Below are 14,274 nucleotides of genomic sequence, written 5' to 3' on the forward strand. Positions count from 1 at the left end.
CCCCCGTGCGCGCGCCGCCACCCGTGGTCGTGGCCGCAGCCCCTGGCTCGCTACCATCGTCGGCATGACCGCGAACTCCGCCGCCGACCAGCAGGCCACCTCCACCGACGCCCGCGCGATCTCGGTGCTGCTCTACAGCAACGACCGGGCCGTCCGTGACGCGGTGCGCCTGGGCGTGGGCGACCACCCCGCGGACGACGTCGTGGTGGAGCGGTGGATGGAGGTCGCGACCCCCGAGATCGCGGTGGCCGAGGCCAAGGGCGGCGGCTACGACGTGCTCGTCCTCGACGGTGAGTCCCAGCCCTACGGCGGCATGGGCGTCTCGCGCCAGCTCAAGAACGAGATCTTCCAGTGCCCGCCGATCATCGTCCTGACCGGGCGCCCGGTGGACGGCTGGCTGGCCACCTGGTCCCTGGCCGACCTCTCCGTCCCCCGCCCGCTCGACCCCGCCCGCCTGTCGGCCGCGGTCGCCGACCTCGCCCGCCGGTGAGCGTCCCGGCGCTCCGACACCCCGGCGATGACGCCGGCACCACCTGGCCCGACCTCCTCTCCGCGCTCGTGCGCGGGGAGGACCTGACTGCAGCACGGACGGCCTGGGCGATGGACCGGGTCATGTCGGGTGAGGCCACCCCCGCCCAGCTCGCCGCCTTCCTCACCGCCCTGCGCAGCAAGGGCGAGACCGTGGAGGAGATGACGGGGCTGGCGAGCATGATGCTGCAGCACGCGAACCGGTTCGAGGTCGACGGCCCCACGATCGACATCGTCGGCACCGGCGGCGACCGCGCCATGACCGTCAACATCTCCTCGATGTCCGCGGTCGTCATGGCCGCCGCGGGTGCCGTCGTCGTCAAGCACGGCAACCGCGCCTCCTCCAGCCGCTCCGGCTCGGCCGACATGCTGGAGGCTCTCGGCGTGCGGCTCGACCTCTCCCCCGACCGGGTCGCGGCCCTCGCCACCGAGGTCGGCATCACCTTCGCCTTCGCCAACGTCTTCCACCCCTCGATGCGCCACGCGGCCGTGGTGCGCCGCGACATGGGGATCGCCACCGCGTTCAACTTCCTCGGCCCGCTGACCAACCCGGCCCAGCCTCGGTATGCCGTCGTCGGCTCGGCAGACGCTCGGATGGCACCGCTCATCGCGGGCGTCTTCTCCGGGCGCGGGACACAGGCGGTCGTCTTCCGCGGGGACGACGGCCTCGACGAGGTCACCCCTGCGACCACGACCCGGATGTGGTGGGTCGACGAGGACGCCGCCGTCCAGGAGTGGGTCCTCGACCCGGGCCGCCTGGGCGTGCCCCTGCACCCGGTCGACGCCCTGCGCGGCGCCGACGCCGAGCACAACGCCCAAGTCGCCCGCGAGCTCTTCGCCGGTGCTCCCGGCGCGGTCCGCGACGCGGTCCTGCTCAACGCCGGCACCGCCCTGGCGCTGCTGGAGGCCGGTGAGGGCGCGGGCCACCCGCGCTCGCAGGCCGAGCTGCACGAGCGCGTCTCCGCCGGTATGCGGCGCGCCGCCGCCGCCATCGACGAGGGCGCCGCGCAGCGCGTCGTCGACCGGTGGGTGGCCGCCACCCGCGAGCCCGCCTGAGGCCGGCGGCACCGCATACCCCTTGGGCCTGCCCCCGCGACCGGGCCGCCCGCGCCGGGGACCGTGTCCCGCGCGGGCGTCAGCTTCTCGTGCGGGGGAAGCTTCCCCCGCACGGGATCGCTACGCCCGCGGCCATAGGCGTGCCGCGCACGGCCAGCCCAGCCGTAGGCCGACCGGACCCACCCTGGAGCGTCATCCCCCGAACCACGAGCGGGACGACGAAGGCCCCCGGGGCGAACCCGGGGGCCTTCGTCGTGCGGGGCGTCGTCAGACGGCGCGCTCCCCGCGGAAGTACTCGAACGTCCAGCCGATGGTGGAGATCGCCACGAACGGGACGGCGATGACGAACAGCCACCAGCCGACGCCGACGCCCAGGACGGCCGTGGTCAGGGACAGGCCCAGCCACAGCGGCCACCAGGAGTAGGGGGCGAAGTGGCCGTAGTCACCGCTCTGGTCGCTGATCTCACCCTCGAGGTCGTCCTCGGGGCGGGCGTCGACAGTCTTGCCCGAGAGCCAGAAGAACCAGGCGACGAACCCCACCATGATGGAGGTGAGGTAGAGGGCGACGATGCCGACCCACTCGCTCCAGTCGGTCCACAGCGCGTAGATGGTCGCGACGATGAGGAAGAAGGGGACGAGGACGAGGAAGACCTTGGTCTCGTTGCGCACCGGTCAGCTCTCCTTCCCGGTGTAGCCACCGGTCTCGGTCCCGACCCGGCCGGCGGGGTCGGTGTCGGGGCCGCCGAGCAGCTCCTCGGCGATGGACTTGTCAGGCTCTGGCGACTCCAGCGTGCCGACCTCGGGGTGGTGCAGGTCGAAGGCGGGACGCTCGGACCGGATCCGGGGCAGGGTCTCGAAGTTGTGCCGCGGGGGCGGGCACGACGTCGCCCACTCCAGCGAGCCGCCCCAGCCCCACGGGTCGTCGACCGTGACGCGCGGGGTCTGGTAGCTCTTCCACACCGCGTAGAAGAACGGCAGCATCGAGATCGCCAGGACGAAGGAGGAGACCGTCGACACCTGGTTCATCCAGGTGAAGCCGTCCTCCGGCATGTAGTCGGCGTAGCGGCGCGGCATGCCCACCACACCCAGCCAGTGCTGGATGAGGAAGGTGCCGTGGAAGCCGAGGAAGAGCAGCCAGAAGTGCACCTTGCCCCAGGTCTCGTCGAGCATGTGCCCGGTGAACTTGGGCCACCAGAAGTAGAAGCCGGCGAACATCGCGAAGACGACGGTGCCGAAGACCACGTAGTGGAAGTGCGCCACGACGAAGTAGGAGTCGGTGACGTGGAAGTCCAGGGCCGGGCTGGCCAGGATGACGCCGGTCAAGCCGCCGAAGAGGAAGGTGACCAGGAAGCCGATCGCCCACAGCATCGGGGTGTCGAGCTTGACCGACCCGCGCCACATGGTGCCGATCCAGTTGAAGAACTTCAGGCCGGTCGGCACCGCGATGAGCATCGTCATGATCGCGAAGAACTCCAGCAGCACCGCGCCGGTGGCGTACATGTGGTGCGCCCACACCGACATCGACAGCGCGGCGATGGCCAGCGTGGCGAAGACGAGGGTCTTGTAGCCGAACAGCGGCTTGCGGGAGAACACCGGGATGATCTCGGTGATGATGCCGAAGAACGGCAGCGCGATGATGTAGACCTCGGGATGGCCGAAGAACCAGAACAGGTGCTGCCAGAGCATGGCGCCACCGTGCGCGGGGTCGTAGATGTGCCAGCCGAAGATGCGGTCGACGGCCATGCCGAAGAAGGCGGCGGCCAGGACCGGGAACACCATGAGCACCAAGATCGAGGTGACCAGGATGTTCCAGGTGAAGATGGGCATCCGGAACATCGTCATGCCCGGCGCGCGCATGCACACGATGGTGGTGATGAAGTTGACGGCACCGAAGATCGTGCCGAAGCCGGTCACCGCCAGGCCGAGGACCCACAGGTCACCGCCCAGGCCGGGGCTGTGCGTCGGGCCGGCCAGCGGCTGGTAGGCGAACCAGCCGAACGAGGCGGCGCCGCTGGGGGTCAGGAAGCCGCCGACCGCGACGAGGCTGCCGAAGAAGTACATCCAGTAGGCCAGCATGTTCAGCCGCGGGAAGGCGACGTCCGGCGCACCGATCTGCAGCGGCACCAGCGCGTTGGCGAACGCGGCGAACAGCGGCGTCGCGAACATCAGCAGCATGATCGTGCCGTGCATCGTGAACAGCTGGTTGAACTGGTCAGGGTTGGTCACGACCTGCAGGCCGGGCGTGAACAGCTCGGCGCGGATGATCAGCGCCATCAGGCCACCGACGATGAACCAGGCCATCGTGGTGACGAAGTAGAGGTTGCCGATGACCTTGTGGTCGGTGGTGGTCAGGATCGCCACCGTCTTGCGGATCCAGGCGCTGGGCTCCGCCGGCGGCTTGGGGCTGGTGTCCTGCCTGGGAGGTGAGGTGATGGTCGCCATCAGTTGTCCCCTTCTGGGCGTCCGAGCGTGTCAGGCAGCCGCGGCTCCTGGTCGACCTGGAGCGGGTACTGGTCCAGGTCGTGGCCCAGCTGGCCGGTGTTTCCGGAGGCGCGCAGCGCCTCGATGTGGGCGTCGTAGTCCTCCTGGGAGACGACCTCGACCTGGAAGAGCATCTGCGCGTGGTAGGCGCCGCACAGCTCGGCGCACTTGCCCTGGAAGGTGCCTTCCTCGGTGGTGGTCACCTGGAAGATGTTGACGCGGCCGGGCACCATGTCCAGCTTCTGCAGGAACTGCGGGACCCAGAACGAGTGGATGACATCGCGGGAGGTCAGCACGAACTCGACACGGCTGTCGACGGGCAGGACCAAGGTCGGCAGCGTCTCCGGCACCCCGGGCTCGCCCTCGTGCAGGTCGGCGGCCTGGATGCCCGCGATGTAGACGTCCTCGTTGACGTAGTTGAAGTCCCAGCTCCACTTCTTGCCCGCGACGTTGACGACGACGTCCGGGTCGTCCTCGACGCGCAGCATGGAGTTCTGGACCTCGACGGTGGTCCCGAAGATCGCGGCGACCATGAAGATCGGCACGACGGTGTAGAGGATCTCGATCGGCACGTGGTAGCGGAACTGCGAGGGCAGGTCGTCCTCGTGACGACGCCGGTAGGCGAAGATCGACCAGAGGATCAGCCCCCAGACCAGGACGCCCACGACCAGCGCGACGATCCACAGGTTGGTCCAGTAGGACGCGACCTCCGAGGCGGCCTCGGTGACGGGCTCGGGCATGTACCCCCGCTGCACGGCCTCGCCGCAGCCGGTGAGCAGCAGCGCCGCAGCGCCTCCGATGGCGGCCAGGCCCCAGCGCCGCACGGTCCGCGGGGACCTCGTCTCCTCATGCCGTTGCACTCGGCCACCTCACACTTCTCACACTGACCAGGACGTGGTGAACCATACCTGCACCACTGTTGCAGTGTCGCACGTGGGATCCCTCTCAGGAGGGCCTCCCACGCCAGCGGCTGGGCAGTTCCTGGGCGACCACGGCGCGCAGCAGCTCGAGGTATGCGGTGCGCGGCACCTCGCGCACCCCGAGGGTGGCCAGGTGGTCGGTGCGCCACTGCACGTCGAGCACCCAGGGCACCCCGTCCTCCTCCAGGGTCCTGACCAGCGCGACGACCGCGGCCTTGGAGGCGTCGGTGGCCCGGTGGAACTTGGACTCGGCCGCGAACAGCCGGCCGACCGCGAGACCGTACAGCCCCCCGACGAGGTGACCGTCACCCCATACCTCGACCGAGTGCGCCCAGCCCAGCTCGTGCAGCCGGTGGTAGGCCGCGACCATCGTGGGCGTGATCCACGCACCCTGGCGGGAGGGGTCGGCGCACGCCAGGACCACGTCGAGGAAGGCGGTGTCGTAGGTGATCTCGAAGCGGCGCATCGACCGCTGCAGGGACCGGCTCACGTGGAGGTCGCCCGGCAGGAGGACCCCGCGCGGGTCGGGCGACCACCAGCCCAGCGGCGGCCCACCCCCGACCCCCAGCCCCATGGGGAAGATGCCCTGGCGGTAGGCCTCCAGGACCGTGCCCGGCTCCAGGTCAGCCCCGATGCCCACGAGGTCCTCCCCCGGCGCCGCGCGCTCGACCGTGAGGTCCCACGGCGTCGGCGCTGGCTCCACTGGCATACGGGTCATTGTGGTGGCCGGACGCGAGAAAGCCCCACCGCCACACGGTGGCGATGAGGCTCCTCGGACTGCTCCGTGCTCGCTTCGCTCGCGCTCAGCGCCTGTTTCCGTCGAACAGGCTCGCTGCGCTCGCGTTCGACGGTCAGCTGAAGCTGTCGCCGCAGGCGCAGGAGCTGCCCGCGTTGGGGTTGTCGATCGTGAAGCCCTGCTTCTCGATGGTGTCGGCGAAGTCGATCGTCGCGCCGTCGAGGTAGGGGGCGCTCATCCGGTCGACGACGACCTCGACACCGCCGAAGTCGGCGAACAGGTCACCGTCGAGGGTGCGCTCGTCGAAGTAGAGCTGGTAGATCAGGCCCGAGCAGCCGCCCGGCTGCACGCCGATGCGCAGACGCAGGTCGTCGCGGCCCTCCTGCTCGAGCAGGCTCCTGACCTTGCCCGCGGCGAGCTCGGTCAGCGTGACACCGTGGGTGGCGGTGCTCTGGGTGGTGTCGGTCATGCGTCCGGTCCTCTCGTGAGGGAAGTCGTTGCCGGGAGCAACGTCGCGGCGGGGCGAGGTTGTTCCCGCCGTCAAGACTACGTCAGCCGGTGCCGGCCGCTGACCCGGGCGGGGGCGTCGCGGGCGGCGGTGGTGTCCAGGTCCGCGCGACGCGCGCCGCGAGGGCGGGCAGGTCCTCCCCCGGCCGCAGCTCGTAGGACCCGCTGACCCCCAGCGACATCCCCTCGCGGCGCCCGACCGACACTGAGCGGGCCAGGACGACCGTCGGCGTCGCCGTCTCGAGGGCGGCGCGGGCGGTGTCGGCGACGACGCCCTCGTGCACGGTGTCCTGGTCGTAGGCGTCGGTGACGAGCACGAGCAGCGCGCCAGGGAGCCGCCTGCGGATCCCCAGCTCGTCGAGAAGGAGACGGGGCGCGGTGTCGGTGCGCGCACCGAGCAGCTGCAGGGCGTAGCCCACGCCTCCCCCGGCGCCGGACCCCTGCTCGCGCTCGGGGCGGCGGGCCAGCCCGGTGAGCAGGTCGCGGGCCGGCGGCAGCAGCTGGTTGACCCGGTCGGTCAGCTCGCCGAGCTCGGTCTCCAGCCGTTGCGAGACCTCCGGGGCGACGCCGTGGCGCTCGGTGAGCGTCGCGCTGGCGCCGTGGAAGCCCAGCAGCGACCCCTCGGTGGTGGTGGCGAGCACGAGCCGGGTGCCGGACCAGTCCCGGCGCACCGCGGGCAGGTGCTCCAGGTCGTCGCCCGCACCGAGCTCGCGCAGCAGGCCCACACCGCCGTCGTGGCAGGCGAGCGGCCCCACGCCGACGACGATGCGCTCGACCCCGGTCTCCCGCGCCAGGGCGAGCAGCCTGCCCACGCCGGCACTCGTCATACCCGCGGGGTCGAGCAGTGCGTCCTCCCCCACGAGGTGACGCCCGCAGACCTGCGCGGTGTCGAGGTATGCCGTGCCGCCGGCACCGTCGTCGTCCCGCACCAGCGCGAGGCTGGCGGGGACCTCCTCCCCCCTGGGCCCGGGGACGACGACCGGCAGGAAGGAGGCGCGGAGCGTGCGCCCGACGACCTCGGCGAAGCCGGCCGCGCCCGAGGACGAGGCGTGGACCTCGACGTCGGCGTGGGGCGCCCGCTGCGACCACCCGGCACCGACCTGGTGGGCGGCCTCGACGGGAGGGAGGTCGCCGCAGCCCTCGGCCACGACGACGACGCGCGGCGCCGGCCTGGTCATCGTCAGGCGTAGACCATCTGCATGGCCTCGCGGACCTCCGCGAGCGTCGCCTCGGCGACGGCGTCGGCCCGGGCGTTGCCCTCGGCGAGGACCCGGCGCAGCTCGGCGGGGTCCTGCTCGAGCTCGGCGCGCCTGGCGCGGAACGGGGCGAGGTGCTCGTTGACGGCCTCGGTGACCAGCTTCTTCAGCGTGCCGCTGCCGCCGTCGCCGATCTCCTCGGCGATCAGGTGCGGGTCGCGCCCGGTGGTCAGCGACGCGAGCAGGACGAGGTTGGACACCTCGGGCCGTGTCGCGGGGTCGTAGGTGATGTGGCGGTCGGCGTCGGTGACCGCCTTCTTGATGGCCTTGGCGGTCTCGTCGGCGCTCATCCGCAGCTCGATGACGTTGCCCTTGGACTTGCTCATCTTGGTGCCGTCGGTGCCGAGCAGGTTGGGCACCTCGGACAGCAGGGCGTCGGGCGCGGGGAAGACCGGTGCGCTCCTGTCCCCTGCCCGGCCGTAGCGCTCGTCGAAGCGGCGGGCGACCACGCGGGTCTGCTCCAGGTGCGGCAGCTGGTCCTTGCCCACCGGCACCACGTTGGCCTTGCAGAAGAGGATGTCGGCCGCCTGGTGCACCGGGTAGGTGAGCATGAGGCCGCTCATCGGCCGGCCGCCGGTGGCCTCCTGCTCGGCCTTGACCGTGGGGTTGCGGCGCAACTCGCTGTCGGTGACCAGGGACAGGAAGGGCAGCATGAGCTGGTTGAGCGCCGGGATCTGGCTGTGCGTGAAGATCGTCGTGCGCCGCGGGTCCAGGCCGACCGCGAGGTAGTCGGTCAGCAGGGAGAACACCCGCTCGCCGATGCTGTCCACGCTGTCGCGGTCGGTGATGACCTGGTAGTCGGCGATGAGGACGAACGTCTCCACACCCTTGTCCTGCAGGGCGACCCGGTTGCGCAGGCTGCCGAAGTAGTGGCCCAGGTGCAGGTGGCCCGTGGGGCGGTCGCCGGTGAGCATCCGGAACTGCCCGGGGTCGGTCTCCAGCTGCCGCTCGATCTGCGCGGAGCGCGCGAGGCTGCGGGCCAAGGAGGCGTCGGAGGTCGAGTCGGCGAGGGCGTCAGAGCTGTCGTCCTGCAGGATGTCGGGCGCTGTGGTCACGGAGGCTGATGCTACGGGACGAGGTGACGTATGCTGTTCGCGGTACCGGGCTTTGACGGGGGTCAGAAGGCTCGGGACCGGCAACGATGTCGTCGCACTGTGTGGTCAATCTCTCGACGTTGATGGTTGACGTGGGGGCAGGTCCGGATAGTCTTGTTACATCGTTCGCGACCCGTGAACCGTGGACAAAAGGGGAGCTTCCTCATGACAACTCAGAACACCGGCGAGGCCCTGAAAACCACCCGTCGGACCTTGGTCAAGGGGGCAGCCTGGAGCGTCCCTGTCGTGGCGATGGGGTCGACGGTGGCAGCGGCCAACGTCACGTGCTCGCCCAACTCGTGCCCGATCGTCTTCAACCTCGGGGAGTCCTGCAAGAACAGCTCGGGCGGCGGAGCGAACCAGTACTACTTCGTCTTCAACACGACTCTCCCCGCCGGCACGTCGGTCACCGTGACCAGCTGGACGTGGACACCGAACGCCGCGGACCATGCCTTCGTGCAGTTCACGCCGATCACGGCCGCCGTGACGGCTGAGGGGCGCCTCGTCTACCAGTTCACGGATAACGAGAAAAGCGCGACCAACGGCAACCTGCTGATCTGCTTCTCGTGGTCCGGGCCTGACGTGGAGAGCGACTCTGACTGCCTCAACACCGGAAACAACAACTACAGCAGCTGTGGCAACCGCACCCCGACGACGACGCCCGGGGCGGGGTCGGGGACCCTGCCGGCCACGAAGGTGTGGCCGCTGCTTTAGGCAGTTCCGCAGCGCCCAGTCACCTTTCGAGCCGCACGACACAGGGCCCGGTCCGCACGGACCGGGCCCTTCGGCATACCCCCCGGAGTCGTCCCGTGAAAGTGCCCAGCGTGTCGACACTTCCACGGGACGCGCTCGTCAGCTGAGCGCCTCGCGTCCAGCGGGCACGTCCCACCCGGACGTGTCCGGCCCCTTGGGAACAACCCCGGTCGGGTTGATGTCCAGGTGCGTGGCGTAGTAGTGCGCCTTGATGTGCTCGAAGTTCACGGTCGAGCCGAAGTCCCACGTCTGCCACAGGTCGCGGGCGTAGGCCCACAGCACCGGCATCTCGGTCAGCTTCTGACGGTTGCACTTGAAGTGCCCGTGGTAGGCCGCGTCGAAACGCACCAGCGTCGGCCACAGCCGCACGTCCGCCAGCGTCAGCTGGTCACCGACCAGGTATCGCTGCGTCGACAACCGCTCCTCGAGCCAGTCCATCCGCGCCCACAGCGCGTCGTAGGCCCTCTCGTAGGACTCCTGCCGGCCGGCGAAGCCGCACTTGTAGACCCCGTTGTTGACGTCGTGGTAGACGAGCTCGGAGACCTTCTCGATCTCGTCGCGCAGGTGCTCGGGCCACAGGTCGGGGGCGTCGGGGCGCTGGTGGTCGGTCCACTCGGTCACCAGGTCCTTGACGATCTGGTGGAAGTCGTTGGTCACCACCATCCCCGACTGCGTGTCCACCACCGCCGGCACCGTGATCCCCGACTCGGGATAACCGTCGGGCCGCTTGTCGTAGGCGTCCTTGAGCTTGGGGATCCCCAGCACCGGGTCGACTCCGCCGGGGTCGAGGTCGAAGGTCCAGGAGTCCTCGTCGTGGACCGGGCCGGCGACCGCCATCGACAGCACGTCCTCGAGCCCCAAAAGCTTGCGGGTCAGGATCGTGCGGTGCGCCCAGGGGCAGGCGCGCGAGACGGCGAGGCGGTAGCGCCCCGGCTCGACGCCATACCCGTCATGACCGTCCCTCGTGATCCGGGTCTCGATGTAGCGGGCCTTGCGCTCGTAGCTGTCCTGCACGTACGAGCCGCTGCGGGTCTCCTGCTCAGTCATGGGATCCATCCTTGCCCAGGGCGCCGAGCCGTTCCAGCAGGAGCGCCTCGGCCAGGCACACCCGCTCGAACTCGCCGAGGTGCAGGCTCTCGTTGGCGGCGTGAGCCCGGGTGTCGGGGTCCTCGACGCCGGTGACCAGGATCGCCGCCTGCGGAAAGCGCTCGGCGAAGGCCGCGACGAACGGGATCGACCCGCCGACGCCGATGTCGACCGGCTCCACCCCGCCCCAGGCGTCGCGGAAGGCCGCGCGCGCCGCGTCGTAGACCGGCCCCTGCGCGTCCGCCGCGAAGCCGCTGCCCTCGTCGTCGAGGGTGACGCTGACCTGGCAGCCCCAGGGGGCGTTGCGCTCCAGGTGCTCCTTGAGGGCCTGGTATGCCGTGCCCGGCGCCTCGGCCGGGTGGATGCGCATCGAGAGCTTGGCGCGCCCGACCGGGGTCAGCAGGTTGGCGGCGCGGTCGACCGAGGGGGCGTCGATGCCGATGACGGTGACCGAGGGTTTGGTCCACATGCGGGAGAGGAAGGAGCCGGTCCCGATCGGCGAGACGCCGTCGGCCAGGCCGGAGTCGGCGCGCAGGTCGTCCTCGGAGTAGTCGAGGTCGGCGGCCTCCGAGCTCATCAGCCCGGGGACGGCGACGTCACCGGCCTCGTCGTGCAGCGTGGCCAGCAGCCGCGCGAGCGCGGTGAGGCCGTCAGGCACCGCCCCGCCGTAGAGGCCGGAGTGGACGCCGTGGTCCAGGGCGCGCACCTCGACGACGACGCGCACCATCCCGCGCAGGGTGGTGGTCAGGGCCGGGACCCCGATCTTCCAGTTGTGGGAGTCGGCCAGCACGATCGCGTCGCAGGCGAGCCGGTCGCCGTGCCGCTCCAGGATGTGGGGCAGGCTCTCCGAGCCGACCTCCTCCTCCCCCTCGACGAAGACGGTGACGCCCACGGGCGGGCGGCCGCCGTGGGCGCGCAGCGCCGCGACGTGGGCCATGACCCCGGCCTTGTCGTCGGCGACGCCGCGGCCGTAGAGGCGCTCGCCCACCTGGGTGGGCTCGAAGGGGTCGGTGTCCCACCCGCTCTCCCCGGGCGGCTGCACGTCGTGGTGCGCGTAGAGCAGGACCGTCGGGGCCCCCTCGGGGGCGGGCAGGTGCCCGATGACGGCCGGCTGACCGCCCTCGCGGACGACCTCGACCTGCAGCCCCTCGGCCTGGAGCAGCTCGGCGACGGTCCGGGCGCTGTCCTCCACGTGGTGCTGGTCGAAGGACGGCAGCGACACGGACGGGATGCGGGTGAGGGTCTCAAGGTCCGAGCGCACGCCGGGCATGAGGTCGCGCACCCGGGCGGCGAGGTCGGCGGCGCGGGGGTCGGCAGGGGTCTGCTGCTGTTCGGTCACCTGCCCGACCCTATGGTGCGGGAGCGGGGAGCAGCGAGCGGGCCGCACCCTGGCCACGCATTACTACATACCGTAGGATCGAGGGAGGAGGTGGTGTCGATGGCGACATCCCAGACGTCCACCCGCTGGCCCTCGGTCGGCCTCGGCCTGGTCGCCGGCGCCGCGCTGGCGGTGCCGGCCGCGGCCCTGATGGACTGGCCGCTCGCGCTCGCCGTCGCGGCCGGGGCCGCGCTCGGCGTCGTCGCCGGTGCGGTCGCAGCCGCGTCGGGCTCGTCGGGCTCGTCCGGTTCGTCGGACTCTCGGTCCTGACCGCCCCGCGCGCCGCCTACACTGGACGGGTGCGTTTCGGGAAGAAGTCGGAGCCGGTCGAGCTGACCGCGAGCCAGTCCACCACCGTGGAGGAGGCGGCCGTCACCGACCGGTCCCGTCCCCAGGGCAAGGGGCGTCCCACCCCGCGGCGCCGCGAGGCCGAGGCCGCCAACCGGCGCCCGCTCGTGCAGTCGACCAAGGGCAGGTCGCCCGAGGACAAGGCCAAGATCCGCGCCGAGCGCGCCAAGGCCCGCGACGGCATGATGCGCGGCGAGCAGAAGTACCTGATGGAGCGCGACCGCGGGCCGGAGCGCCGCTTCCTGCGTGACGCCGTCGACCGCCGCTGGAACGTCGGAGAGATCCTGCTCCCCGCGATGGTCGTCATCCTGGCGCTGTCGTTCCTGCCCTACGACTGGGCCCGCCAGCTCTTCGTCGGCGCCTACGCCCTGATCCTCTTCGGCATCCTCGACGGCTGGCTGCTGTGGAAGCGCACGAAGGCCAGGTTCATCGAGACCTTCGGCACGGAGCCGGGCCGGGGGTCCGCCTGGTATGTCGTGCTCCGCTCCTTCCAGATGCGCGCCTCGCGCGTCCCGCGTCCGGCGGTCGCCCGCGGCGAGGAGCTGCGCCGGCACTGAGCCGAAGGCGGCTCCCGACCTGGCGCCGGGCTACTCCGCGGGGCTGAGGCTCATCGGGCCGTAGACCACGTCCTCGCCGCGACGCAGGGTCACGGTCTGGACGCCGGCGTCGGCCAGGGTGGGCCACTCCTGCGACAGCCACGCCTCGGCGTCCGCCTGGGTGGGGAAGGTCACCGAGGCCATGGCCAGCTCGCCCATGGGGGTGCCGTCGTTGTTCTCGTAGCTCCAGGTGTAGTTCTCGCTCATCCCTCAACCGTATGCGGCGACTCCGACGGTGTCCTACTGTCGTGGGGGACGAGGTCTCGCCGAGGCCGACGACGAAGGGACGCCCCATGATCGAGCAGCTGATGAACGCCATCCCGACCCGGCAGCTCGCCGAGGCCGTGGGTGAGGACGAGGCGACGACCCGCCAGGCGGTGCAGGCCGCGCTGCCGGCCCTTCTCGGAGGGCTGAGCGCCAACGCCCAGCAGGGCGACGGCGCGCGGTCGCTGCTCGACGCGCTGGGCCAGCACCAGGACGGCCTGGCCGACGACGTCCGGCTGGACTCGATCGACACCCGCGACGGCGAGAAGATCGTCGGCCACGTCTTCGGCGGCAACACCGACGCCGTCGTCACCCAGCTGGGCGGGCTGGGCGGCGGCCAGTCCTCGGCCCTGGTCCGCAAGCTGCTGCCGATCCTGGCCCCGATCGTGCTGTCCTGGCTGGCCAAGCAGGTAGGTGGTGCGACCGGCGGGCAGGCCTCCGCCGGCCGCGCCGAACCGACCTCGGTCCTGCAGGACATCCTCGGCTCCGCCCTCGGGTCGGCGACTGGGCGCCAGCCCCAGTCCGGGGGCGGGGGCATCCTCGGCGACGTGCTGGGCGGCATCCTGGGTGGCCGGCGCTGACGCTGCCCGGTTCGGCAGGGGTGTGTTCCCCGACGGGGACCGCCTCTGACCGGTCGCTATGCTGACGCCCAGGCGCGCACCGGCTCCGCGCGTCGGCCCCGGCAGGACGTAGGAGACCTTCCATGACCGCGACCCTCGTGCTCGGTGGCCCCTGCAGCGGGAAGTCGCGCCACGCGGCGGCGCTGCTGGCCCGCCACCCCAGGGTGACGGTCGTCTCGACCCGCCCTGCCCCGGCCCAGGAGCACGACGACGGTGCTCCTGCGCGCTCCCCGGAGCAGCACCCCGCGGAGTGGCGGACCCTGGAGACCCTCGACCTCACGCAGGCCCTGCTCGCCTCACGCCACCCGGTCCTCATCGACGACCTCAGCGGTTGGCTGCAGGGGCTGCTGGACGAGGACGCGCTGGCCGACGACCCGCAGCGGGCGCGCGCCTTCGTGGAGGATCGGCTGGACGAGCTGAGCGTGGCGCTGCGGGCGATGCCGTTCGAGGTCGTCACGGTCTCCCAGGACACCTCCTGGGTGCAGGTCCCCCAGGACCCCCGTGAGCGGCTCACCCTCGAGTTGATCTCCCACGTCAACCAGCGTGTGTCTGCCGCCTGCCCGCACGTCTACGCCGTCATCGGCGGCCGCGTGCTGGACCTCAGCAGGGCTCCCCTGCTCGGCAGCGTCTGACCCGCGGGTGCGGCGGGCG

17 protein-coding genes are annotated in these 14,274 nt (G+C 71.3%); 7 read left to right on the top strand and 10 right to left on the bottom strand.

Going from position 1 to position 14,274, the window contains the following annotated elements; all coding sequences use genetic code 11:
• The first annotated feature begins 64 nt into the window (after positions 1 to 64).
• Both K330_RS0108605 and trpD read left to right on the top strand, forming a co-directional pair.
• On the top strand, positions 65 to 490 hold the full coding sequence (locus K330_RS0108605) for a response regulator transcription factor (protein WP_022921427.1): 426 nt from the start codon (positions 65 to 67) through the stop codon (positions 488 to 490).
• Positions 487 to 1,584 carry an anthranilate phosphoribosyltransferase gene (gene trpD / locus K330_RS0108610; protein WP_022921428.1) on the top strand — a complete coding sequence of 366 codons (1,098 nt, stop codon included), beginning with the start codon at positions 487 to 489 and terminating at the stop codon, positions 1,582 to 1,584. The genes K330_RS0108605 and trpD overlap by 4 nt, the downstream gene beginning before the upstream one ends.
• 267 nt (positions 1,585 to 1,851) lie before the next feature.
• On the opposite strand, the gene K330_RS0108615 is transcribed toward trpD, so the two are convergent.
• The 7 genes from K330_RS0108615 to trpS all read right to left on the bottom strand — a co-directional run bounded on the left by K330_RS0108615 (position 1,852) and on the right by trpS (position 8,539).
• Positions 1,852 to 2,253 carry a cytochrome c oxidase subunit 4 gene (locus K330_RS0108615; RefSeq protein ID WP_022921429.1) on the bottom strand — a complete coding sequence of 134 codons (402 nt, stop codon included), beginning with the start codon at positions 2,251 to 2,253 and terminating at the stop codon, positions 1,852 to 1,854.
• A 3-nt stretch (positions 2,254 to 2,256) separates the two neighbouring features.
• A complete protein-coding gene (gene ctaD, locus K330_RS20190; RefSeq protein ID WP_022921430.1) occupies positions 2,257 to 4,026 on the bottom strand; it encodes an aa3-type cytochrome oxidase subunit I in 1,770 nt (589 codons plus the stop codon).
• On the bottom strand, positions 4,026 to 4,925 hold the full coding sequence (gene ctaC / locus K330_RS0108625) for an aa3-type cytochrome oxidase subunit II (RefSeq protein WP_029202484.1): 900 nt from the start codon (positions 4,923 to 4,925) through the stop codon (positions 4,026 to 4,028). The genes ctaD and ctaC overlap by 1 nt, the downstream gene beginning before the upstream one ends.
• 85 nt (positions 4,926 to 5,010) lie before the next feature.
• The gene (gene aat / locus K330_RS20195) at positions 5,011 to 5,694 is read right to left on the bottom strand and encodes a leucyl/phenylalanyl-tRNA--protein transferase (protein WP_040657905.1); all 684 of its coding nucleotides are present in this window, start codon (positions 5,692 to 5,694) and stop codon (positions 5,011 to 5,013) included.
• 142 nt (positions 5,695 to 5,836) lie between these two features.
• Positions 5,837 to 6,190, bottom strand: coding sequence for a HesB/IscA family protein (locus K330_RS0108635; protein WP_022921433.1), 354 nt, complete (start codon positions 6,188 to 6,190; stop codon positions 5,837 to 5,839).
• 82 nt (positions 6,191 to 6,272) lie between these two features.
• On the bottom strand, positions 6,273 to 7,406 hold the full coding sequence (locus tag K330_RS20200; protein ID WP_022921434.1) for a glycerate kinase: 1,134 nt from the start codon (positions 7,404 to 7,406) through the stop codon (positions 6,273 to 6,275).
• 2 nt (positions 7,407 to 7,408) lie between these two features.
• Positions 7,409 to 8,539, bottom strand: coding sequence for a tryptophan--tRNA ligase (gene trpS / locus K330_RS0108645; protein WP_022921435.1), 1,131 nt, complete (start codon positions 8,537 to 8,539; stop codon positions 7,409 to 7,411).
• A gap of 285 nt (positions 8,540 to 8,824) precedes the next feature.
• On the opposite strand from trpS, the gene K330_RS0108650 reads away from it, so the two are divergent.
• Positions 8,825 to 9,292: a hypothetical protein gene (locus K330_RS0108650; RefSeq protein ID WP_029202485.1), complete on the top strand. Its 468-nt coding sequence runs from the start codon at positions 8,825 to 8,827 to the stop codon at positions 9,290 to 9,292.
• 138 nt (positions 9,293 to 9,430) lie between these two features.
• On the opposite strand, the gene K330_RS0108655 is transcribed toward K330_RS0108650, so the two are convergent.
• The gene (locus K330_RS0108655) at positions 9,431 to 10,378 is read right to left on the bottom strand and encodes a glutathione S-transferase family protein (protein ID WP_022921437.1); all 948 of its coding nucleotides are present in this window, start codon (positions 10,376 to 10,378) and stop codon (positions 9,431 to 9,433) included.
• Positions 10,371 to 11,687 carry a dipeptidase gene (locus K330_RS0108660; protein WP_188791451.1) on the bottom strand — a complete coding sequence of 439 codons (1,317 nt, stop codon included), beginning with the start codon at positions 11,685 to 11,687 and terminating at the stop codon, positions 10,371 to 10,373. The genes K330_RS0108655 and K330_RS0108660 overlap by 8 nt, the downstream gene beginning before the upstream one ends.
• 168 nt (positions 11,688 to 11,855) lie before the next feature.
• On the opposite strand from K330_RS0108660, the gene K330_RS0108665 reads away from it, so the two are divergent.
• Together K330_RS0108665 and K330_RS0108670 are read left to right on the top strand one after the other, a co-directional pair.
• Positions 11,856 to 12,065: a hypothetical protein gene (locus K330_RS0108665; RefSeq protein WP_156875748.1), complete on the top strand. Its 210-nt coding sequence runs from the start codon at positions 11,856 to 11,858 to the stop codon at positions 12,063 to 12,065.
• Between the two features lie 29 nt (positions 12,066 to 12,094).
• Positions 12,095 to 12,700, top strand: coding sequence for a DUF3043 domain-containing protein (locus K330_RS0108670; RefSeq protein WP_022921440.1), 606 nt, complete (start codon positions 12,095 to 12,097; stop codon positions 12,698 to 12,700).
• 30 nt (positions 12,701 to 12,730) lie between these two features.
• Here the strand turns inward: K330_RS0108670 and K330_RS0108675 are convergent, their stop codons facing one another.
• Positions 12,731 to 12,946 carry a hypothetical protein gene (locus K330_RS0108675; protein WP_022921441.1) on the bottom strand — a complete coding sequence of 72 codons (216 nt, stop codon included), beginning with the start codon at positions 12,944 to 12,946 and terminating at the stop codon, positions 12,731 to 12,733.
• A gap of 86 nt (positions 12,947 to 13,032) precedes the next feature.
• Between K330_RS0108675 and K330_RS0108680 the strand changes: the two genes are divergently transcribed.
• Both K330_RS0108680 and K330_RS0108685 read left to right on the top strand, forming a co-directional pair.
• Complete coding sequence (locus K330_RS0108680) at positions 13,033 to 13,584, top strand: DUF937 domain-containing protein (protein ID WP_022921442.1); 552 nt, start codon at positions 13,033 to 13,035, stop codon at positions 13,582 to 13,584.
• Between the two features lie 122 nt (positions 13,585 to 13,706).
• On the top strand, positions 13,707 to 14,255 hold the full coding sequence (locus tag K330_RS0108685; protein ID WP_022921443.1) for a bifunctional adenosylcobinamide kinase/adenosylcobinamide-phosphate guanylyltransferase: 549 nt from the start codon (positions 13,707 to 13,709) through the stop codon (positions 14,253 to 14,255).
• Positions 14,256 to 14,274: the final 19 nt, after the last annotated feature.

Origin of the sequence: Ornithinimicrobium pekingense DSM 21552 (genome assembly GCF_000421185.1) — a bacterium.
Taxonomy (GTDB): Bacteria; Actinomycetota; Actinomycetes; order Actinomycetales; family Dermatophilaceae; genus Ornithinicoccus; species Ornithinicoccus pekingensis.